20 protein-coding genes are annotated in these 19307 nt (G+C 63.9%); 8 read left to right on the forward strand and 12 right to left on the reverse strand.

Annotated features, from left to right (window positions below; genetic code table 11):
- Window positions 1-3: 3 nt before the first annotated feature.
- The 6 genes from DC363_RS05875 to glpD form a co-directional block, all read right to left on the reverse strand.
- Complete coding sequence (locus DC363_RS05875) at window positions 4-765, reverse strand: ABC transporter permease (protein WP_108640198.1); 762 nt, start codon at window positions 763-765, stop codon at window positions 4-6.
- Complete coding sequence (locus tag DC363_RS05880; protein WP_108640199.1) at window positions 762-1691, reverse strand: ABC transporter ATP-binding protein; 930 nt, start codon at window positions 1689-1691, stop codon at window positions 762-764. Before DC363_RS05880 ends, DC363_RS05875 begins: the two co-directional genes overlap by 4 nt.
- A gap of 67 nt (window positions 1692-1758) precedes the next feature.
- Window positions 1759-2013, reverse strand: coding sequence for a hypothetical protein (locus DC363_RS05885; RefSeq protein WP_108640200.1), 255 nt, complete (start codon window positions 2011-2013; stop codon window positions 1759-1761).
- Window positions 2014-2074: 61 nt separating this feature from the next.
- The gene (locus tag DC363_RS05890; protein ID WP_108640201.1) at window positions 2075-3217 is read right to left on the reverse strand and encodes a lytic murein transglycosylase; all 1143 of its coding nucleotides are present in this window, start codon (window positions 3215-3217) and stop codon (window positions 2075-2077) included.
- 102 nt (window positions 3218-3319) lie between these two features.
- Window positions 3320-3688 carry a response regulator gene (locus tag DC363_RS05895; protein ID WP_108640202.1) on the reverse strand — a complete coding sequence of 123 codons (369 nt, stop codon included), beginning with the start codon at window positions 3686-3688 and terminating at the stop codon, window positions 3320-3322.
- Window positions 3689-3790: 102 nt separating this feature from the next.
- The gene (gene glpD, locus DC363_RS05900; protein ID WP_108640203.1) at window positions 3791-5440 is read right to left on the reverse strand and encodes a glycerol-3-phosphate dehydrogenase; all 1650 of its coding nucleotides are present in this window, start codon (window positions 5438-5440) and stop codon (window positions 3791-3793) included.
- 112 nt (window positions 5441-5552) lie between these two features.
- On the opposite strand from glpD, the gene DC363_RS05905 reads away from it, so the two are divergent.
- Entirely contained in the window at window positions 5553-6314 is a 762-nt protein-coding gene (locus DC363_RS05905) for a DeoR/GlpR family DNA-binding transcription regulator (RefSeq protein ID WP_108640204.1), read from the forward strand.
- Between the two features lie 74 nt (window positions 6315-6388).
- On the opposite strand, the gene dctP is transcribed toward DC363_RS05905, so the two are convergent.
- From dctP to DC363_RS05935, 6 genes are all read right to left on the reverse strand, one after another.
- Window positions 6389-7480, reverse strand: a complete 1092-nt coding sequence (gene dctP / locus DC363_RS05910; protein ID WP_108640205.1) for a TRAP transporter substrate-binding protein DctP — start codon at window positions 7478-7480, stop codon at window positions 6389-6391.
- Window positions 7481-7503: 23 nt separating this feature from the next.
- Window positions 7504-8799, reverse strand: a complete 1296-nt coding sequence (locus tag DC363_RS05915; RefSeq protein WP_108640321.1) for a TRAP transporter large permease — start codon at window positions 8797-8799, stop codon at window positions 7504-7506.
- Window positions 8800-8815: 16 nt separating this feature from the next.
- Entirely contained in the window at window positions 8816-9319 is a 504-nt protein-coding gene (locus DC363_RS05920; RefSeq protein ID WP_108640206.1) for a TRAP transporter small permease subunit, read from the reverse strand.
- Between the two features lie 100 nt (window positions 9320-9419).
- Window positions 9420-10559: an amidohydrolase gene (locus DC363_RS05925; RefSeq protein WP_108640207.1), complete on the reverse strand. Its 1140-nt coding sequence runs from the start codon at window positions 10557-10559 to the stop codon at window positions 9420-9422.
- A 15-nt stretch (window positions 10560-10574) separates the two neighbouring features.
- On the reverse strand, window positions 10575-11954 hold the full coding sequence (locus tag DC363_RS05930; protein WP_108640208.1) for an aspartate aminotransferase family protein: 1380 nt from the start codon (window positions 11952-11954) through the stop codon (window positions 10575-10577).
- Window positions 11955-12059: 105 nt separating this feature from the next.
- Window positions 12060-12542, reverse strand: coding sequence for an Lrp/AsnC family transcriptional regulator (locus tag DC363_RS05935; RefSeq protein WP_241962941.1), 483 nt, complete (start codon window positions 12540-12542; stop codon window positions 12060-12062).
- A gap of 223 nt (window positions 12543-12765) precedes the next feature.
- Here DC363_RS05935 and DC363_RS05940 point away from each other — a divergent pair, with 223 nt between their 5' ends.
- The 7 genes from DC363_RS05940 (at window position 12766) to DC363_RS05970 (ending at window position 19273) form a co-directional block, all read left to right on the forward strand.
- Complete coding sequence (locus DC363_RS05940) at window positions 12766-13950, forward strand: M24 family metallopeptidase (protein ID WP_108640209.1); 1185 nt, start codon at window positions 12766-12768, stop codon at window positions 13948-13950.
- Entirely contained in the window at window positions 13947-14951 is a 1005-nt protein-coding gene (doeB, locus tag DC363_RS05945) for a N(2)-acetyl-L-2,4-diaminobutanoate deacetylase DoeB (protein WP_196778380.1), read from the forward strand. Before DC363_RS05940 ends, doeB begins: the two co-directional genes overlap by 4 nt.
- A gap of 146 nt (window positions 14952-15097) precedes the next feature.
- Window positions 15098-16150, forward strand: a complete 1053-nt coding sequence (locus DC363_RS05950; RefSeq protein WP_108640211.1) for an Ldh family oxidoreductase — start codon at window positions 15098-15100, stop codon at window positions 16148-16150.
- Window positions 16151-16348: 198 nt separating this feature from the next.
- Window positions 16349-17158 (forward strand): ABC transporter substrate-binding protein, encoded by an 810-nt coding sequence (locus DC363_RS05955; RefSeq protein ID WP_108640212.1) that lies wholly within the window; start codon window positions 16349-16351, stop codon window positions 17156-17158.
- A gap of 65 nt (window positions 17159-17223) precedes the next feature.
- Window positions 17224-17889 carry an amino acid ABC transporter permease gene (locus DC363_RS05960; protein WP_108640213.1) on the forward strand — a complete coding sequence of 222 codons (666 nt, stop codon included), beginning with the start codon at window positions 17224-17226 and terminating at the stop codon, window positions 17887-17889.
- A gap of 12 nt (window positions 17890-17901) precedes the next feature.
- Window positions 17902-18555 carry an amino acid ABC transporter permease gene (locus DC363_RS05965; RefSeq protein WP_108640214.1) on the forward strand — a complete coding sequence of 218 codons (654 nt, stop codon included), beginning with the start codon at window positions 17902-17904 and terminating at the stop codon, window positions 18553-18555.
- A complete protein-coding gene (locus DC363_RS05970; protein WP_108640215.1) occupies window positions 18548-19273 on the forward strand; it encodes an amino acid ABC transporter ATP-binding protein in 726 nt (241 codons plus the stop codon). The genes DC363_RS05965 and DC363_RS05970 overlap by 8 nt, the downstream gene beginning before the upstream one ends.
- The last annotated feature ends 34 nt before the right edge of the window (window positions 19274-19307 follow it).

Here is a 19307-nt window from a genome sequence, read left to right on the forward strand (position 1 = left end):
CCATCACTGTCTGATCCGCCAGCCGGTGCGGAAAATCCACGCGATGATGGCAAGGCAGACCCCGGTGAACAAACCGATGGCAAACAGGCTTAGCCCGATGGGCACATCCGCCGTGTCGAAGAAGGCCCAGCGAAAGCCGGAAATCAGGTAAACCACCGGATTGAACATGGTGATCGTCTGCCAGATCGGCGGCAACATCGTCACCGAATAGAACGACCCGCCCAGAAACACCAAGGGCGTGATGATCAGCAGCGGGATCAGTTGCAACTGCTCAAAGTTGCCCGCCCAGATGCCGATGATGAACCCCAGCAGCGAAAAGCTCACGCAGGTGAGAACGAGGAAGGCCAGCATGGCGAAGGGGTGTGCAATGCTGAGGTCCACGAACAGGAACGAGGTCGCAAGGATCACCAGACCGATGAACAGCGCCTTGGTCGCCGCCGCCCCGACATAGCCCAGCGTGATCTCGAGAAAGCTCACCGGGGCGGACAGCAGCTCATAAATCGTGCCGATGAATTTCGGAAAATAGATGCCGAAACTGGCGTTGCTGGTGGCCTGCGTCATCACCGACAGCATGATCAGGCCGGGCACGATGAAGGCGCCGTAGCCCACGCCCTCAACCTCTTGAATGCGGCTGCCGATGGCCGTGCCGAAGACCACAAAATACAGCGAGGTTGAAATCACCGGGCTGACGAAACTTTGCAAGAGCGTGCGGAAAAACCGCGCCATCTCAAACATGTAGATGGATTTGACGGCTTGCAGATTCATGCGCCCGCCTCCTGTTCGGTCACGAGCGAGACAAAGATATCCTCAAGCGAGCTTTCGTGGGTCTGCAGGTCGGTCATCTGCAACCCGGCGTCTTGCAGGTCTGCCAGCAGGCTGGTGATGCCGGTGCGCTCGGTCTGGGTGTCGTAGGTGTAGAGCAGATCACCCCCCTCAAGACCCAAGTGATAGGCCCCAAGCGCGGGCGGAATCTGCGTCACCGGTTCGGCCAGTTCGATCCGCAGCGTCTTTTGCCCCAGCCGGGACATCAGCGCGCTTTTCTCCTCGACCAGCAGGATTTCGCCCTTGGCAATCACGGCGATCCGGTCGGCGATGGCCTCGGCTTCCTCGATGTAATGGGTGGTGAGGATGATCGTCACACCATCGGCCTTGAGGCGGGCCACAACCTCCCACATGTCCTTGCGCAGCTCCACGTCGACGCCAGCAGTCGGCTCGTCCAGAAACAGCACCCGCGGCCCATGGCTCAGAGCCTTGGCGATCAACACGCGGCGTTTCATCCCGCCCGACAGCATCATGATCTTGGCGTCCCGCTTGTCCCAGAGCGACAGCGATTTCAGGACCCGTTCCAGATAGGCTGCGTCCGGCGCCTTGCCGAACAGCCCGCGCGAAAACCGCACGCTGTTCATCACGGTCTCGAACGGCTCGAGGTTAATCTCTTGCGGCACCAGCCCGACAAGACTGCGGGCGGCGCGGAAGTCGGTGACGGTGTCATGGCCGCCGATGGTCACGCTGCCGCCAGTGGCCCGCGTGATGCCGCAGATGGTCGAGATCAGTGTCGTCTTGCCCGCCCCGTTGGGACCGAGCAGGGCGATGATCTCGCCCTCGCGGATGGACAGGTCCACGGATTTCAGCGCCTCGAACCCGCCGTCATAGCGTTTCGTCAGGTTGCGGACTTCTACGATGTCGGGCATGGGCGGCTTCCTTTGTGGCGCACCCTAATGAGGGGCGCGGCAAAGGAAAAGGGAAAGCTGTATCGGCCTAGACTTCGGGCTTGTTCGGATTCACCGGCGCGCCTTTGGTGCGTTCGATCCGGGTGTGGTCGAACTCGGAGTCGTCGCGTTTGATCCAGCGGGACACAAGGAAGGCGGCGGGCCACGACAGGCTAAACCCGACCACAATCGCGGCGACAATCGGCGGCCATGTGTAATAGCCCAGCGCCAACACCAGCGTCAGCAGCGAGCCGACCAGAACGGCGTTCGCCACCAGAGTCAGGACAAAGCTCAAACGGTCCATCGGGGCACCTCCTTCCTGAAGGAAACGCCCGCACCGCGTGCAAGTTCCGCCGCCCGACGCCTCAGCGCAGGGCTTGCAGCACGTCTCGGGTGGCCTGCCCCGTGACGCTGAGCCCTTGCCTGCGTTGGAAATCCGCAATCGCCGCTTCGGTCCGCGCGCCGATCACCCCGTCGATGGTGCCAATGTCATAGCCCCGCGCGGTCAAGCCTTGCTGGATCGCGATCCGGTCGGCCGCTGTCAGCCCGTTCGCATCGGGCGGAAAGGACCCCTGCAACGGCCCCGCACCGGCCAGACGGTCGGACAGATGCCCCACGGCAATCGCGTAGAAATCCGAATTGTTATAGGTTTTCAGCACGTTGAAGTTGCGCGTTACGGTAAAAGCCACGCCGCCCGCCTGCGGGCGCACCCGCCGCCCGGACAGGTTGCTCGTCCCCTCTTCCGCGCCCCATGGCACCCCGCGCTGCCAGCCGTTCCGCGCCAGATAACTCGCGGTTGAGGCCAGCGCGTCGGCTGGATCATCGCTCCAGATATCGCGGCGGCCGTCGCCGTTGAAATCCACGGCGAAGGATTGATACGACGTCGGGATGAATTGCGTGTGCCCCATGGCCCCCGCCCAGCTTCCAGTAAGTTGCGCCGGCGTGGTGTCGCCCCGCTCAAGGATTTTCAGCGAGGCGATGAGCTGGCTTTCGTAGAACGCGCCCCGCCGCCCGTCGAAGGCCAGTGTCGCAGTGGAGGAGATCACCGGGATCTGCCCGCGCTTCTCGCCAAAGGTGCTCTCCATGCCCCAGATCGCCGCGACGATCCGCGCTTCGACCCCGTAGCGCCCCTCAATCGCGTTCAGCGTATCCGCGTGGCGCGCCATCGCGGCGCGGCCCTTGGCCAGACGCTCCGCTGACGTGGCGATAGAGAGGTATTCTTCGAGCGTGCGCCGCGTCTGGATCTGGTTGCCGTCCCGTGCCACGACGCCGGGGATGTAACCCGCATCGGCGAAAGCCGCATCAAAGGTGGCTTGCGCGATGCCGGCGGCCTGCGCGCGGGGGCGGAAATTGGCCACCCAGCGGCTGAACGCCTCGGTCCGGACCGGGCGCAGATCGTCGGGCACGCTGTCGGCCTGTGCCGGTTGCACCATGGGGCCCGAGGCGCCGCAGGCGGCCAGCGTCAGGGCGGAAAATCCGAAAAGGAACTGTCGTTTGCTGTATGTCATGCCGCACCGTAACGCGCGGACCGCGCCAACCGGAAGCCATCTTGACGCGACATCGAGCGGATCGGCGGAATTCGCCCTTTCGCGGGAGACCCCCGCGCCCGGTCACTTCACCGTTTGCAGCATATCCTCGGCGGCGGTGATCAACTCGTTCGGCTGGAACGGTTTTTCGATGCGCTGCGCGCTGTCCAGCTCATCCGGTAGGCTGACGGTGGCCTCGGTGTAGCCGGTCAGGAAAACAAAGGGCACGCCCAGCGTCTTGAGCTTTTCGGCCACGTCGACGCTGGTTTCATCCCGGCCCAGATTGAAGTCCAGAAACGCCGCAGTGGGCCGCGCCTGTTCGATCCGCTCAAGCGCCGAAGCCGCCGTCGCGTGCACGGTAATCTCGTTGAAGCCCGCGTCGGCCAGTGTCGTTTCGATGTCGATCGCGATGAGCGCTTCATCCTCAAGGACGAGAATTTCTTTCGCGGCCATGTGTCTGCTCCAATTTCAATATTGCGCGACGAATAGCTGGTTTACGCCGATATTCAATAACACATTGGGCGCACGGCTCAAACGATGTCGTGAAATCGCCGCTCAAAGCTGCGCGGCCATCCAGTCATCCAGCGCCGCGATCTGGTCCGCGCTCAGGCGCAAGCCGCGTTTGGACCGGCGCCAGACGACATCTTCGGCGGTGCGGGCAAATTCGTGCTGCATCAGCCAGCGCACCTCTTGCGCGGTCAGATCCCCGCCGAAGTCCTGCCCCAGATCCTCGGCCGTTTTGGCGTCCCCCAGAACCGCGAAGGCGTCGGTGCCATAGGCTTTGACCAGCCGTGTGGCCCATGGCTCGGTCAGGAACGGATAGGCCGCGGCAAGCCGTTCGGTCAGCTCCGCCACCCCATCGACCGGAAAATCCCCCCCCGGCAGCGGCACGCCTGCGGTCCAGTCGCCGGGGAGTTCCGGGAAGAACGGCGCGATCTTGTCCAGCGCCGCTTCGGCCAGCTTGCGATAGGTGGTGATCTTGCCGCCGAACACGTTGAGCAACGGCGCACCGGCGGCTTCATTCACGGTCAGCACGTATTCCCGCGTCGCCGCCGTGGCTGAACTGGCCCCGTCGTCATAAAGCGGTCGAACGCCGGAATAGGTCCAGACGATGTCGTCCTGCGTCACTGGCGTTTTGAGGTAGCTGTTCGCGAAATCAATGAGATAGGCCTGTTCTTCGGGCGTGCAGACCGGCGGGACCGAGACATCCGCGTGCTCGGCATCGGTGGTGCCGATCAGGGTGAAATCGCGCTCGAAGGGGATGGTGAAGATGATCCGCCCATCCGTGCCTTGAAAGAAGTAGCATTTGTCGTGCTCATAAAGCCTGCGGGTGACGATATGGCTGCCGCGCACCAGCCGCACCCCGGCGGTGGCGGGCACATGCACTTGGTTGTGGATCACCTCCCCCACCCAGGGGCCGCCCGCGTTGACCAGCATCCGCGCGCGCACGTCGCGCTGCGCGCCCGTGGTCGCATCCTCCAGCGTGATCTGCCAGAGGCCGCCGACCTGCCGGGCCGCGACCACCTTGGTGCGGGTGTGGATCGTCGCCCCCCGCAGCTTGGCGTCGCGGGCGTTCAGAACCACCAGCCGGCTGTCCTCAACCCAGCAGTCGGAGTATTCATAGGCCGCGGTGAAGCGGTCCTTCAGCGGTGCCCCCTCCGGCGTGTTCGTCAGATCGACCGAGGTCGTGCCCTTGAGGATCTGCCGCCCGCCCAGCGTGTCATAGAGAAACAGGCCCAGCCGGATCAGCCAGGACGGACGCCGCCCCTTCATCCACGGCATGACCAGCGACAGCGCCTTTGACGTTGGCGTGTCCCCCTCGAACCGCATGTCCTTGTGATAGGGCAGCACGAAGCGCATCGGCCAAGAGATATGCGGCATCGCCCGCAGCAGGGTTTCGCGTTCGATCAGCGCTTCGCGCACCAGCCGCACGTCCCAATATTCCAGATAGCGCAACCCGCCGTGAAACAGCTTGGTCGAGGCGGACGAGGTCGCCGAGGCAAGGTCGTTCATCTCGGCCAGCTCCACCTGCAACCCCCGCCCCGCCGCATCGCGCGCGATCCCGCAGCCGTTGATGCCGCCCCCGATGATGAACAGATCGGCAACGTCTGAAGGCGGGGTCTGGGGCACGGGATTTCCTTTCAACGGGGCAACGGGCGGGGTGAAGGTTTCTCCGCGAAGGGAAAAACAATCAGGATCGAACATTCGTTTCTGTTCGTTTTCTCCTATCTATGCCATTGTGCGGAAAATACCAGCACGGTTTGGCGCGATACGGCCAGAACGCGGGAAAACGAACACATGCGGAACGGAGGGGGCCTTGGTCTCGAATTTCAGGCAGAAAGAGATCCTTGACCTTGCGCGGACGGACGGGAAAGTGACCGTTGACGGGCTGGCGAAGCGTTACGACGTGACCGTTCAGACCATTCGCCGCGATCTGGCCGAGCTTGCCGCCAGTGGACGGCTTGAGCGGGTGCACGGCGGGGCGGTCATCGCCTCGGGCGTGGTGAACATCGAATACGCGGAACGCCAGCAGTTGAACGCCGACGGCAAAGCCCGCATCGCCCGCGCCTGCGCACAGGCCATCCCCAATGGCGCGTCGGTGTTCCTCAATATCGGCACCACGACCGAAGCGGTCGCCCATGCGCTGCTAGACCATGAAAACCTGCTGGTCGTGACGAACAACACCAACATCGCCACCATCCTCGCGGCCAACCGCAGTTGCGAGATCATCCTGACCGGTGGCGTATTGCGGCGGGCGGATGGCGGGCTTGTGGGGATGCTCGCGGCCGAGATGGTGGGGCAGTTCAAATTCGACCTGTCGGTGCTGGGCTGTTCGGCCATAGACGCCGACGGCGATCTGCTGGATTTCGACGAGCAAGAGGTGCTGGTCAGCCGCCGCGCCATCGACCGGTCGCGACAGGTGATGATCGTCGCCGATCACGACAAGTTCCGGCGCAAGGCCCCGTTGAGCATCGCGTCGCTGGCCGATGCGGACGCCCTGTTCACGGATCAGCCGCTGGACGCCCCCCTGCAGGCCCGCTGTGCGCAATGGGGGACGAGGGTGATCTTGGGACCCTGAGCCCCGCAAACCATCGCCCATGCAAAAGACCCCGAACCGAGGTCCGGGGCCTGTCTTCATCTCAAGCGCGGCGCTTAGTTGGCGCAGGCGCGGATGGCTTCGATGTCCGGCCCGTTGGGCGTGCGGCCCAGGTTGAACGGGGCCGAGGCATCGCGCCACTTGGCGTAATCCTCAAGATACTCGAGCTGGCTGAGATAGACCTTCGCGGAATCGGGGTTCTCGCAAGCGGTCTGCTCGATCACTTCGTTGGCCATTTCCTGAATCTTCGCCAGCGTTTCGTCGTCGTAGCGGGTGATCTCAATCCCGGCGTCGATGAACTGCTGATAGGCTTCCGTCGCGCGGCGCTCGGTGAAAGAGAGCGACCACAAAAGCGTGGCTTGCGAGGCCACCTTCAGGTCGTTCTGCGTGTCTTCCGACAGCGCGTCCCAAGCGTCCTTGTTGATCATCACACCGAAGATCGACGCGGACTGGTGCCAACCGGGCGTCGCCCAGTGGGTGGTGACCTGCTGGAACCCGCCGGAGAAATCGACGTTCGGGGTCGAGAATTCCGCCCCGTCGATCACGCCACGCTCCAGCGACTGGTAGATTTCGCCACCGGCCATGGAGACCTGGCTGCCGCCGAGTTTCTCAAGCAGGCGCCCCTGCTCAAGACCGGACAGGCGCAGGCGCATGCCTTGCAGATCGTCAAGCGTCTCGATCTTCTGGTTGGTGCGGAAGCCGGATTCGTTGTTGGTCACGCCGTAGGGCAGATAGACCATGCCGAACTTGCCGTAGATCTCGTTATAAAGATCGGCCCCGCCCCATTGTTCGATCCAGTTCACATAGTCGACCGCGTTGAACAGGCTGGCCGTCGTGGCCAAAGGCGAAAACGCCGAGTTGCGCCCGGCCCAGTAGCCCGGCCAGTCCGCCCCGGCCTGAATGGTGTTGGATTCGACCGCGCCGAACACTTCGCCCGCCGGCACAAGCGCACCGCCTTCGAAGAATTCGATGGTCAGATCGTCGCCGGTCAAGGTGTTGGCCAGATCGACAAAGTGCTTGTCGATCTCGATCAGCTCGAGCGAAGTCGGCCATGTGGTCGTCATGGTCCAGCTGTCCTGCGCCACCGCCGGCGACGACAGGGCCGCCGCAAAGGCCGCACCCGCAATAAGGGTTGATTTGAAAGTCATCGTCATACCTCCTCTGGGTTTTTTTATTTGGTATAGAGCGTTTCCGGCAGCCAGGTGACGAGCTGCGGGAACAGGGCCACGGCCAGACACATCATCAGGATCAGGCCGATGAACGGCAGGACACCGATGATGATATGGGTGGTTTTGACTGACGCCGGCGCAATCGCACGTAAGTAGAACAGCGCATATCCGAAGGGCGGCGTCAGGAAGGACGTCTGCAGGACCACCGACATCAGGACCACGAACCACAGCAGGTTGACGTCCATCTCCTGAATGATCGGCAGGAAGATCGGGAAGGACAGCAGCACGATCCCGGTCCAGTCCAGGAAAGCGCCAAGGATGAACACGATGAACAGCATCATGGCGATCAGCATCCAGGGCTCCATATCCAGGCTGCGGATGATGTCCTGCGTGGCGCGCAAGCCGCCCGTGATGTTGAACACGCCGGTGAAGGCGGTCGCGCCGACCACGATGAACAGGATCATCGCCGAGGTGCGCCCGGTCTCGAGCATGGCGCCATAGAAGCTGCGCCACGTGAACTTGCGCCGCAGGATCACGATCACCAGTGCCAGCGCCGCCCCGATGGCCGAGGCTTCGGTCGCCGTGGCGATCCCGGCCAGCAACGAGCCAAGGATACCAAGGATCAGCACCAGCGGCGGCACTGCCTCGATCGCCAGCATGCGGGCCAGCGCCGCCTTGCTGATCTTCTCGTCCGGCTCGACCGCGGGGGCCATGTCGGGCCGCACCACCGCGACGATCACCACCCAGACCGCGTACAGCAGGCCCAGCAGCACGCCCGGGATCATCGCTCCGGCGAACAGCTCGCCCACGGACAGGGGCGAATAGCTGGCCATCAGGATCAACATGATCGACGGCGGAATAAGGATGCCCAAACAGCCCGAGGCGGCGATCACGCCCGTGGTCAGCGTGGGCGAATAGCCGTATTGCAGCATCGGACGCAGCGCCATCACGCCCATCACGGTGATCGACGCGCCGATGATGCCGGTGGTCGCCGCCAGCAGGATCGAGATGAACACCACCGCCAGCGCCAGCCCGCCGCGCACGTTCGACATCATCAACCGCAGGGATTCGAACATCTTGTCGGTCACCCCGCTGTCGGACAGGAACCGCGCCATCAGGATGAACAGCGGAATCGCGATCAGCGTGAAATTGTCCAGCACGTCGCCGAAAATTCGGTTGATGACGATGCCCAGCACCATCGGCTTGCCCGCGATCAGGGTGCCCAGCACCGCCGTCCCGCCCAGAACGAACGCCAAGGGGTGCCCCATGAACAGGCCCAGCAACAACAGGCCGAACATGGAGAGCGCGATAAGTTCAGGCGTCACTGGGCAGATCCTCACGGTGGTCGAAAACAAGCTTCAGGACTTGCGAAATGCCCTGCAGCATCAGAAGCGCGGCGGCGAGGGCCATCGCCATTTTCAGCGGATAGACCGGCAGCTGCACCGAGCCATAGGTCGTCTCACCTTGCGCATAGGACCGCATGGCGAATTCATAGCTGCGGGTCATGAAAATCCATGCAAAGGGGAAGAAAAAGATCAGATAACCAAGGATTTCCACGATGCGGCGCGCCATGGGCGACAGGGCCTCGGTCACCAGATCGACGCGCACATGGGCCTGATGACGCAGGGCGTAGCCCCCCAGCAGGACGAAATAGAACCCGTAAAGCATCTTCGTCACATCGAAGGCCCAGCGCGTGGGCGCGTTCAACGCGTAGCGCATGAACACGTCGTAGATGATGATCGCGGCGAAAACGACGGCCACGACGGACACCACGCGCCCGACCAGCTCGTTCACACTGTCGATAATGCGAATGATCATTTTAGAATGTCTCCCTTGGACCCGGATAGTAGCCAGCGCCCGAAGCGTTACAAGGAAAAAATGAATGGATATTCATGTTCAACCTGAGCGCGTGCCGAGTTCAGCTTAGCGCCGCATCAATCAGGGCCATGAACATCGCGATCCCCTGTGGCAGGATCGCATCGGGAAAGTCGTAATCGGCGTGGTGCAAGTCTGGCCGGCCCTGCCCTGCCCCCAGCCCGAACATCGCGCCCGGGGTGTCCCGGATGAGCGCGCCGAAATCCTCGCCCCAGCGGAACGGATGGTCGATGGTGCGGTATGTGAGCCCGGCCTGATCCGCCGCACGGGCGATCATCGCCACCGCCCTTTCGGCGTTCTGCGTGGCGGGGAAATGCTCGCGCACCTCGAACGCCACGTCCAGACCGTCCCGCTGGGCAAGCGCGCGGGCGGTGTCGGTCAGGGCTTGCCACATCTGGTCCACGGTGGCGCTCTCGGGCGCGCGCAGGGTGACATGCACTTCCCCCTCGGCCGGGCTGATGCCCGAAGCGGCGACCCCCATGCGCGCGAAAACCGGCACGGCCAGCGCATAGGCCTCGGGGCGGTCGTGGGCGGCCTGAATGGTGCGGGTGGCAAGGGTCAGTTCCGCGGCGGCAAAGGCGGGGCTGGCGCCGGTTTCGGGCTGGGCGCTGTGCGCCTCTTTGCCGGTGAAACGGACCGCCGCATAGAGCACCTCAGAGGCGAAGGTGCCTGCGCGGCAGACGACCTCTCCTGCGGGATACCCGGGAAGGTTGTGCAGCGCGAAGGCGTAATCCGGCGCGAGCTGCGCGAAGTTCGGATGCGCCAGACTGTCGCGCGCGCCAGTTCCGGTCTCCTCATCCGGCTGGAACAACAGAACGACGCGACCCGCCAGCGGGCGCGCGGCCAGTTCCTGCGCGACGCCGGCAAGGATGGCCATATGCCCGTCGTGGCCGCATTTGTGCCCGACCCCGTCCACGATAGAGCGATAGGCCAGATCCGCGTTCGTCTCGTGGATCGGCAGCGCGTCGAGTTCGCAGCGCAGCAGCACCGTCGGCCCCGCCGCACGCCCGTCATAGACCGCGGCGAAGCCGGCCCCGTGCAGGGGCACGATCCGGTCCGGCGGCGCGCTGTCTTGCAGGAAGCCGCGCAGGTGGCGGGCGGTGGCCCCCTCCTGCCGCGACAGCTCGGGGTGCGCGTGCAGCCAATGCCGCAGACGGATCAGGGACGGAAGGTCGTGCGCCACGCAAGCCGCCCCTGTCTAGCCCAGCACGTCGGCCACGGCAGCCTTGGTGGCCGCCACCACCTCCTCCGCCTGCGCGTGGGTCAAAGAGAACGGCGGCGCGAAGCCGATGATGTCGCCCTGCGGCATGGCCCGCGCGATCACCCCGAGGTCGAGCATCTTCGCCACGATCCGCGGCGCCACCTTGTCGGCGGCCTCGAAGAACACGCGGTCGTCGCGGTCCTTGACCAGTTCTACAGCACAGAGCATCCCCTCGCCCCGGATCTCGCCCACGTTGGCGTGATCGCCCAGCGCCTCGGCCATCGCGCGGTTGAGGTAGCCACCCACCTCGCCCGCGTTTGACACAAGGTCGAGACTGTCCAGCAGCTTCAGGTTCGCCACCCCCGCCGCCGCCCCGATGGGATGCGCGGAATAGGTCCAACCGTGGCCGATGGCGCCGAATTCGTCGGTGCCGCGCTCCAGCACCTCCCACATCCGGTCGGACACGATGGAGCCCGACAGCGGCGCATAGGCTGAGGTCAGCCCCTTGGCGATGGTGATCAGGTCCGGCTTCAGCCCGTAGTGATCCGACCCCATCATGGTGCCCAGCCGCCCGAACCCGGTCACGACCTCATCGGCGATCAGCAGGATGTCGTGCTTGCGCAGGACCTTCTGGATCGCGTCCCAATAGCCTTCGGGCGGGGGCACGATGCCGCCCGTGCCCAGCACAGGTTCACCGATGAAGGCGGCGATGGTGTCTGGCCCTTCGCGCTGGATCAGCGCTTCAAGCTTTTCGGCACATTCCGCGCTGAAGGCCGCTTCGCTGAGCGCGCGATCCTCGCGCCGGAAATAATAAGGCGCTTCGGTGTGGATCACCTGACTGAGCGGCAGATCGAACTTCTTGTGAAACAATTCCAACCCGGTCAGCGAGCCGGTCATCAAGCCGGACCCGTGATAACCACGCCAGCGCGAGATGATCTTTTTCTTCTCCGGACGGCCCAGAATGTTGTTGTAGTACCAGACAAGCTTGATGTTCGTCTCGTTCGCGTCCGATCCGGACATGCCGTAATAGACGTGGTTTAACCCCTCGGGCGCGCGTTCCGCGATCATCCGCGACAGGGCGATCGAGGCTTCGGTGCCGTGCCCGACATAGGAGTGATAATAGGCCAGCTCGCGCGCCTGCTCGGCGATGGCTTCGGCAATCTCGGGGCGCCCGTAGCCCACGTTCACGCAGTAAAGCCCCGCGAACGCATCGAGCGAGCTGCGCCCCTCACGATCCGTGATATGCACACCCTCGGCCGTTTGCACGATGCGGTTGCCCACCTCGCGCCGGGCGAATTGCCCCAGATGGGTCGAGGGGTGGAAAAAGTGGTCGTGATCCCACTGGGTGAGTTGGTCATTGCTGCGCTGCGCGGTCATGGGCTGCTCCGTCGTCGACTTGAGGGTTGCCGAAGGGTAGCCGCGACCGGCGCGAAACTTTTTCAGCCGTTTGCCGCTTTGCCCGAAAGTTCTTCGGCGCGGCGTTCAGCTTTGCGAAAGACTGTCGAAGGGCGGCGGCGCGTCCTTGACCGGTTTCGTCACGATATAGCTGAAATAGCGCGACACGCCGGCCCGCTGTTCCAGCACCGTGTCGATCAACGCCTGATAGCTGTCGATGTCCCGCGTGACGACCTGCATAAGGTAGTCATAGCCGCCGCCGATGGCCCAGCAGCCGGTGATCTCGTCATGGCGGGCGATCTCGCGCTCGAAGCGGTCGAAGTTCTGCGCCTTGTGCGCATCCAGCTCGACCATGACGAAAACCGTCACCGAGGGGCCAATCGCCCGCAACGAGAACTCGGCGCGGTAACCGGTGATGACGCCGGCCTCTTCCAGCCGCTTCATCCGCTCCCAACACGACGTCGGCCCCAGCCCCACGCGCCGCGCCAGCGCGCTTTTGCTCAGCCGTCCGTCGCGGGCCAGCTCGGCCAGCAGGGCGATGTCGATCTTGTCCAGCCGGTGCATGTTCATAACCCCCATGTCCGACACGCGGAACGGGGTGTCAATTGCCCACGCACCGGCCGCAAGGTGCGAGCGTGCGCGGGTGCGAAAGGTCGGGATCGGCCCGCGTGACGACGCAAACGGCCGATACGCGCCGCGCGAAACCACCGACAGTTGCGGGACCGGCTGACCGGACGCCCCACCCTCGCCGCCCCCCTTCCGTCCCGCGACGTGCACTTTCAAAGGCTGGACCATGACGACCTATCAAAAGAACTTCACCACCGACGAATACCGCCGCCGCATCGCCAAGACCCGCGCGGCCATGTCGAAACGGGGGCTGGATGCGATCTTTGTCACTGATCCGTCCAATATGTCGTGGCTCACGGGCTATGACGGGTGGTCGTTCTACGTGTTTCAAGGCGTAGTGCTCACCCATGACGGCGACCCGATCTGGTGGGGCCGTGCGATGGACGCGCTGGGGGCGCGGCGCACGGTCTTCATGGACAGCGACGACCAGATCCGCGGCTATGACGACACCTTCGTGCAGAACCCCGACAAGCACCCGATGGCCGATCTTGGCGCTCTGCTGGCCGAAGCAGGGCTTGAGGCGGCGCGGATCGGCGTCGAGCTCGACAACTACTATTATTCCGCTAAGGCGCACGCGGAGCTGAGCGCGGCCCTTCCCAAGGCGACGTTGGACGACGCGACCGGCTTGGTGAACTGGCAACGCGCGGTGAAATCCGAGCGCGAGATCGAATACATGCGCCGCGCCGCCCGCATCACCGAAGCCATGCACGACCGCATTTTCGAGATCGCCGAACCGGGCCTGCGCAAGAACGAGCTGATCGCCGAAATCTATGCCACCGGCATTCGCGGGCGCGACGGCTATTGGGGCGATTATCCCGCCATCGTGCCCATGGCGCCCTCGGGGATGGACGCCACCGCGCCGCACCTGACGTGGGACGACCGGCCGATGCAGACCGGCGAGGCGACCTTCTTCGAGATCGCAGGCGCGCACCGCCGCTATCAATGCCCGCAGTCGCGCACCCTGTTTCTGGGCAAGGTGCCGCAGAAATACCGTGACGCTGAAGCGGCCGTGCTCGACGCCATCGACGCGGGGCTTGAGCAGGCCAAGCCGGGCAAGCAGGCGCAGGACATCGCCAATGCTTTCAACGCAACGCTCAACAAGGCGGGCTTCGAGAAGGACAGCCGTTGCGGCTATGCCATCGGCATCAGCTACCCGCCCGACTGGGGCGAGCGCACGATCTCGTTCCGGCGCGGCGACACCACGGTGCTTGAGGCGGGCATGACCTTCCATTTCATGCCCGCCCTCTGGCTGGATGACGGCGGGCTTGAGATCACCGAGCCGATCCTGATCACCGAGACGGGGCACGAATGTCTGTGCAAGACGCCGCGCGACCTCTGGGTGAAAGCATGAGCCGCAATCCCATCACGCCCACCATCCCGCTGGACGCCCAAGGCGTGTACCACGGATTCCTCAAACTGCCCTACAGCCGTGACGACAGCGCGTGGGGGTCGGTGATGATCCCGATCACGGTGATCGCCAAGGGCGACGGACCGACCGCGCTGCTGACCGGGGGCAACCACGGCGACGAATACGAAGGGCCCATTGCCCTGCAGGACCTCGCGACCTCGCTTCAACCCGAAGAGATCACCGGGCGAGTCATCATCTTGCCGATGATGAACACGCCCGCGGTCGCGGCTGGCACGCGTTGCTCTCCGGTGGACGGGGCGAACATGAACCGCAGCTTCCCCGGCGCACCCGATGGCACAGTCACCCAGAAAATCTGCCACTACATCGCGACCGAACTGGTGCCCCGCGCGGACATCGTGCTCGACTTCCACTCGGGCGGGCGCACGCTGGATTTCCTGCCCTTCGCCGCCGCCCACGTGCTGGACGACAAAAAGCAAGAGGCCGCCTGCATGGCCGCGATGCAGGCCTTCAACGCGCCCTATTCCGTGCGGATGCTTGAGATCGACAACGTGGGCATGTTCGACACTGAGGTCGAGAGACAGGGCAAGGTCTTCGTGACCACCGAGCTGGGCGGCGCGGGCACCGCCACGGCCCGCAGCATCGCCATCGCGCGCAAGGGCATCCACAACCTTCTGGTGCATGCGGGCATAAAGCAGGGCGCGTTGCAGCGCGATGAGACCGTGCACCTCGACATGCCGGACGAGACCTGTTTCACCTTCGCTGAGCGCAGCGGGCTGGTAGAATACCTTGTCGATCTGGGCGACACCCTGCGTGCGGGCCAGCCCGTGGCCCGGATCTGGCCCGCCGACCGCAGCGGTGAGGCACCTGCGATCTGCACCGCGCGGCGCGACGGGCTTCTGACCGCGCGACATGTGCCCGGCCTTGTCAAAATGGGGGACTTCATCGCCCTTGTCGCGGTGGTGGAAGACCAGCCGGACGCCTAGCCCCAGCGCATGCCACCCGATCCACCCCACCCGCGCCCTTCGGTCGCGGCTTATCGGGTTGCGGCCACGGGGAATGATCGGCAGGCTTGGGGCGACGGGCGCAAATCGCCCCATGGCTCCCCTTTGACAGTTGCAAGGATGACACCGTGGCTGAGAACACACCCCCCGCTGTTGACATAGTCGACCTCTCGCTAGAGGAGGTCCGCGCCCTCGCCCTGTCGGTCCTGCGCAAGGCGGGCCTGACCGAGACACAGGCCGCCCCCGTGGCCGAGACCATCACCCTGTGCGAACGCGACGGGCGGGCCTCGCACGGGTTGTTGCGGCTGCCGGGCTGCGTGATGACCATCGAAAGCGCCAATTTCAACCTGCAGGCCGAGCCCGAAGTCTCCGAGCCCTCCGCCGCCGTGGTGCGCGTCGACGCGGGCTTCGGCTATTCGCTGCCCGCCTTCGAGCGCGGCCTGCCGCTGCTTGAAGAGAAGGCCAAGGCGCTGGGCGTTGCGGTGCTGGCGATCAACAACTGTTTCCACTTCTCCGCCCTTTGGCCCGAGGTCGAGACGCTCGCACGCCGCGGGCTGGCCGCGCTCGCCATGACGCCCAGCCACGCCTGGGTCGCGCCCTTCGGGGGGATCAAGCCGGTGCTGGGGACCAACCCGCTGGCCTTCGGCTGGCCCCGTGCGGACAAGAACCCCTACGTCTTCGACTTCGCCACCAGTGCCATGGCCCGCAGCGACATTGCCATGGCCGGGACCAAGGGCGAAACGTTGCCCGAAGGCTGCGGGCTAAACGAACAGGGCAACCCCTCAACCGTGCCGGCCGAGGTTCTGGCCGGGGCGATGACGACCTTTGGCGGGCACAAGGGCACCGCCCTGTCCACGATGATCGAACTGCTTGCAGGCCCGCTGATCGGTGATATGACAAGCCGCGACTCGATGGAGTTCGACGCGGGCGAAAAGGCCGCCCCCTGTCATGGGGAGCTGATCGTGGCCTTCGATCCGGCGCTGTTGGGCGGGGACGATCCGGCCCTGAACGAGGCCCGGGCCGAGGCACTGTTCGCCGCCTTCACCGACCAGGGCGCGCGGCTGCCATCGCAACAGCGCTATGGTACGCGGGCGCGCACGCAGAACACAGGCGTCAGCATCCCCCGCGCGCTGTATGACCGGATCACGGAGCTGGGCGGGGAGCGTGCGACGCAGGCCTGACAGCCTCCCGTTGCCCTGACCGCCCCATCATCCCCCGGGCGCACCCTGAAACGGGCGCCCGGCCTGTCCTTTGTATACATTTTGCATGCTAAAAATATTTTTTGGTTGCGGGATTGCTTTTGCAAACTCATAGTCTGGGCGATCGGGATTCGAAAATGTTCGACATGATCGATGAGCACTGAAAAGGGAGAGAGACCTATGAACAAATTTCTTTTGATTGGCGGCCTGGTTGCCGCGACAAGCCTGAGCACGGCGGCCTCGGCCGACATGCTGGACGACATCATCAGCTCGGGCACCCTGCGCTGCGCGATCACGCTGGACTTCCCGCCCATGGGCATGCGCGACGAAAACAACGAGCCTGCGGGCTTCGACGTTGACTACTGCAACGACCTGGCCGACGCGCTTGGTGTGACCGCCGAAATCGTCGACACCCCCTTCCCCGAGCGGATCCCCGCGCTGATGTCCGGCCGCGTTGACGTCGGTGTGGCCTCCACCTCGGACACGCTTGAGCGGGCCAAGACCGTCGGCATGTCGATCCCCTACTACGCGTTCGAGAACGCCGTTGTCGGCAACGAAGACGCCGCCATGGAAAGCTGGGAAGACATGAAGGGCAAGACCATCGGCGCCACCGCCGGCACCTATGAAGCGATCTGGATCGAAGGCCAGATCGAAGAATGGGGCGAAGGCGAGCTGCGCCCCTACCAGACGCAGGCTGACGTCTTCCTCGCGCTGAGCCAGGGCCAGATCGATGCGACCGTCTCCACCGTTGAAGTGGCAGAAGCTAACGTGAACTCCGGCAACTTCCCCGGCCTCGTCATCGTCGACAAGGCACCGATGGTGCCCGACTACGTGGCCCTGTTCACCATGCGTCAGGAATACGGCCTGCTGAACTACCTCGACCTCTTCGTGAACCAGCAGGTCCGCACCGGCCGTTACGCTGAACTCTATGCGAAGTGGATCGGCGAAGGTGAGCCTGCGGATCTGACGATCCAGAACGTCTACCGCTAAGATCCCTTAACGGCGCGCGCGGCTAGGGTCGCGCGCGCCTTCAGCCCTGGCGAGTAAGAGGCGCGATGTTCTCCTATACATTCCAATGGAATCAGGCACTTGCCCGACTTCCACAAATGCTTGAAGGCGCCCTTGTCACGATGCAGGTCGCCATCATGTCGATGGTGCTTGGCATCCTGATCGCCATCATCCTGACCGGCTTCAGATTGTCCGGTAACAAGTTTCTGAATGCAGTCGCGGTCACCTGGATCGAGATTGCGCGCAACACCCCGGCCCTGTTCCAGATCTACATGGCGCACTTCGGCGTGGCGAGCTTCGGCATCCACTTCAGTCCGTTCATGTCGCTTCTGATCGGGATCACCTTCAACAACGCAGGCTACCTGTCCGAGAACTTCCGCGGTGCGCTGAAAGCCATCCCCGAGACGCAGACCCGCTCGGCCCGGTCCCTTGGCATGCCGCCGATCATGGCCTTCCGCACGGTCGTGCTGCCACAGATGCTGCGGATCTCGTTCCTGCCGATGACGAACCAGATGGTCTGGGCCGTGCTCATGACGTCGCTGGGGGTCACCGTCAGCATGAACGCCGATCTTTACGGCGTCACACAGGACCTCAACGCGCTGACCTTCCGCACGTTCGAGCTGTTCGCGATTGCCGGTGTGATCTTCTACATCATCGTCAAGGTCATCAATCTGGGCGCCCGGCTGATCGCAGCCCGCCTGTTCCGGTATTAAGGGGGCCCGCAGATGTTTGATACTTCGATTTCGGTCAATGACCTGCTGTTCCTTGCGCAGGGCGCATGGATCACCATCCTTGTCACGGCCATTTCCGTGTTCCTTGGCACCCTGCTGGGCATCTTCTTCGGTGTCTTGCGCTATCAGGTCGGCCCGTGGTGGGCGGCGCCGATCACCTTCGTGCTGGATATCTTCCGCTCGATCCCGTTGCTGATCCAGCTTGTGCTGGTGAACGCCTTCGTGGGGATCGTTCTGCGGCTGCAGATCTCCGGCTTCACCGTCGCCTGCGGCGTGCTGACCTTCTACACCGCCGCCTATTGCGCCGAAATCGTGCGCGGCGGCATCGAAGCGGTGCCCGCCACCACCCGCCGGGCCGCCCGGTCGCTGGGTCTGAACTGGTTTCAGGACATGCGCTACATCGTGGCCCCGCTGGCCACCCGCGTGGCCCTGCCCAGCTGGATCGGCCTTGCGCTGGGGGTCATGAAGGACTCGGCGCTGGTCTATGTGGTGCAGGTGACCGAACTTTTGAAATCGACGCAGATTCTGATCACGCGCCTGCAAGAGCCTTTGCTGCTTTTGACCATCGGCGGGTTGTTCTACTTCGTCATCAGCTTCCCGATCGCCCGTCTGGGTGGATACTTGGAAAAACGGTGGTCCAATGATTGAGATTAAAGACGTTCACAAATCCTTTGCCACGTTGGAGGTGCTCAAGGGCATCAATCTGACGGTCGAGAAAGGCGAGGTGCTTTCGGTGATCGGGGGGTCCGGTTCGGGCAAGTCGACGCTTCTGACCTGCATCAACGGGCTTGAGCCCATCAACTCGGGCGCGATCCTCGTGGACGGGACCGAGGTGCACGCCAAATCGACCGACCTCAACAAGCTGCGCCGCAAGATCGGCATCGTCTTCCAGCAGTTCAACGCCTTCCCGCACCTCACCGTGCTGGACAACGTGACGCTGGCCCCGCGCAAGGTGCTGGGCATGGGCAAGAAACAGGCCGAGGAAATCGCCGTCCAACAGCTTGAGAACGTCGGCCTTGGCGACAAGATCAACGTCTATCCGGGCCGTCTGTCCGGTGGCCAGCAGCAGCGGATGGCCATCGCCCGCGCGTTGGCGATGTCGCCCGAATACATGCTTTTCGACGAGGTGACCTCGGCCCTTGACCCGCAGCTTGTGGGCGAGGTTCTGGACACGCTGAAAATGCTCGCCGATGACGGCATGACCATGATCTGCGTGACGCACGAAATGGCCTTCGCGCGCGACGTCTCGGACCGCGTGGCCTTCTTCCATCAAGGTGTGATGGCGGAAATCGCCCCATCGGATGAGTTCTTCCGCGCGCCAAAGCACCCCGAAACGCAGAAGTTCCTGTCGAACATCCGCGAATGATCCCCGGGGCGGCCTGCCGCGCCAGCGGCGGGCC

Origin of the sequence: Thalassorhabdomicrobium marinisediminis (assembly GCF_003072065.1) — a bacterium.
Classification (GTDB): domain Bacteria; phylum Pseudomonadota; class Alphaproteobacteria; order Rhodobacterales; family Rhodobacteraceae; genus Octadecabacter; species Octadecabacter marinisediminis.

Coding starts and splice junctions, on each gene's coding strand:
- DC363_RS05890 (WP_108640201.1), bottom strand. CDS start 3,217: ATGACATACAGCAAACGACAGTTCCTTTTCGGATTTTCCGCCCTGACG.
- DC363_RS05930 (WP_108640208.1), bottom strand. CDS start 11,954: ATGACCGCGCAGCGCAGCAATGACCAACTCACCCAGTGGGATCACGAC.
- DC363_RS05960 (WP_108640213.1), top strand. CDS start 17,224: ATGTTCTCCTATACATTCCAATGGAATCAGGCACTTGCCCGACTTCCA.
- DC363_RS05880 (WP_108640199.1), bottom strand. CDS start 1,691: ATGCCCGACATCGTAGAAGTCCGCAACCTGACGAAACGCTATGACGGC.
- DC363_RS05895 (WP_108640202.1), bottom strand. CDS start 3,688: ATGGCCGCGAAAGAAATTCTCGTCCTTGAGGATGAAGCGCTCATCGCG.
- DC363_RS05940 (WP_108640209.1), top strand. CDS start 12,766: ATGACGACCTATCAAAAGAACTTCACCACCGACGAATACCGCCGCCGC.
- glpD (WP_108640203.1), bottom strand. CDS start 5,440: ATGTTCGATCCTGATTGTTTTTCCCTTCGCGGAGAAACCTTCACCCCG.
- dctP (WP_108640205.1), bottom strand. CDS start 7,480: ATGACTTTCAAATCAACCCTTATTGCGGGTGCGGCCTTTGCGGCGGCC.
- DC363_RS05875 (WP_108640198.1), bottom strand. CDS start 765: ATGAATCTGCAAGCCGTCAAATCCATCTACATGTTTGAGATGGCGCGG.
- DC363_RS05965 (WP_108640214.1), top strand. CDS start 17,902: ATGTTTGATACTTCGATTTCGGTCAATGACCTGCTGTTCCTTGCGCAG.
- DC363_RS05915 (WP_108640321.1), bottom strand. CDS start 8,799: ATGTTCGGCCTGTTGTTGCTGGGCCTGTTCATGGGGCACCCCTTGGCG.
- DC363_RS05955 (WP_108640212.1), top strand. CDS start 16,349: ATGAACAAATTTCTTTTGATTGGCGGCCTGGTTGCCGCGACAAGCCTG.
- DC363_RS05885 (WP_108640200.1), bottom strand. CDS start 2,013: ATGGACCGTTTGAGCTTTGTCCTGACTCTGGTGGCGAACGCCGTTCTG.
- DC363_RS05920 (WP_108640206.1), bottom strand. CDS start 9,319: ATGATCATTCGCATTATCGACAGTGTGAACGAGCTGGTCGGGCGCGTG.
- DC363_RS05970 (WP_108640215.1), top strand. CDS start 18,548: ATGATTGAGATTAAAGACGTTCACAAATCCTTTGCCACGTTGGAGGTG.
- DC363_RS05935 (WP_241962941.1), bottom strand. CDS start 12,542: ATGAACATGCACCGGCTGGACAAGATCGACATCGCCCTGCTGGCCGAG.
- doeB (WP_196778380.1), top strand. CDS start 13,947: ATGAGCCGCAATCCCATCACGCCCACCATCCCGCTGGACGCCCAAGGC.